Below are 1258 nucleotides of genomic sequence, written 5' to 3' on the forward strand. Positions count from 1 at the left end.
TGGTGTTAGTATATTAGTGTAGACACAAAAAGCCGAACACCTTAAAATATAAAAAGGGAAGGAAGTGTCTACAATGGCAAAAGGGCAAAAGTATTATACAGAAGAATTTAGAAAGACAATTGTAGAGCTCTATAACTCTGGTAAGAGTTTGGCAGAGCTTAGCAGCGAATATGGCATATCAAAATCAACAATCAATGGATGGATTAAGAAAGCTAAACCAATAACTGTGGATAAAGATACAACTATAACATCAGAAGAGTATCAGGCAATGTTAAAGAAGATGGCAAGGCTTGAGGAGGAAAATGAAATATTAAAAAAAGCCATGGCCATATTCGCAAAGAAGTAACCTCTATTTTTGAGTTTATAAATGATCATAAAGAAGAGCATGATATCACGCTAATGTGTGAAGTGTTAAAGGTTTCAAGAAGCTCTTTTTATAAGTATCTAAACAAAACCGAAAGCAAAAGAAGCGTAGAAAACAAGATGTACGAGGAAGAAATACTGAAGATCTATAAAGATAGTAAAGGTCGTTATGGTGCTCCCAAAATACATAAAGTGCTTCGTGAAGAAAGAGGACATGCCATAAGCCTTAAGAGAGTCCAAAGGATTATGAAAAAACTAAATATAAAATCCATAATTATCAAAAAATTCAGACCTCACTCTTCCAAAAGCAAAATAGAGGCTAAAGAAAACGTTTTGAAAAGAGATTTTTCAACAACTACAATAAATGAAAAATGGGTTACTGATATAACTTATATTTATACACTTAAAGACGGATGGTGCTATCTTGCTTCAGTTTTGGATCTTCATACAAAGAAAATTATTGGCTATGCTTTTTCAAAGACTATGGATACAGAACTAGCTATAAAGGCTGTAGAAAATGCCTACATAACTCAAAAACCAAAGAATACTGTTATACTCCACAGTGATTTGGGCTCCCAATATACAAGCTCTAAATTTGATGATTATCTTAATGAACATAATATAGTTCATTCCTTTAGCGGCAAGGGATGTCCCTATGACAATGCTTGTATAGAATCCTTTCATGCTACACTAAAAAAGGAAGAAGTAAACTTAGCTACATACTATGACTTTGATGCTGCAAGGCTAGCTATATTTGAATATATAGAATCCTGGTACAACAGAAAAAGGCTTCATAGCAGTATCGGTTATATGACTCCTCAACAGCTTGAAGATGCTTTAAGAAAAACTGCATAAAAATTTGAGTTTTTGTGTCTACTATATTGACATAAATCCA

1 protein-coding gene is annotated in these 1258 nt (G+C 33.1%); it reads left to right on the forward strand.

The annotated features are described in order from the left end of the window. The first annotated feature begins 73 nt into the window (after window positions 1-73). Window positions 74-1218 (forward strand): IS3 family transposase gene (locus tag JOD07_RS15250; protein WP_242862612.1). Its coding sequence is split into 2 segments (ribosomal slippage): window positions 74-320 and window positions 320-1218, totalling 1146 coding nucleotides; the frame shifts between segments, so codons are not numbered across the junction. Window positions 1219-1258 lie beyond the last annotated feature (40 nt).

This window comes from Defluviitalea raffinosedens (assembly GCF_016908775.1).
GTDB lineage: Bacteria > Bacillota > Clostridia > Lachnospirales > Defluviitaleaceae > Defluviitalea > Defluviitalea raffinosedens.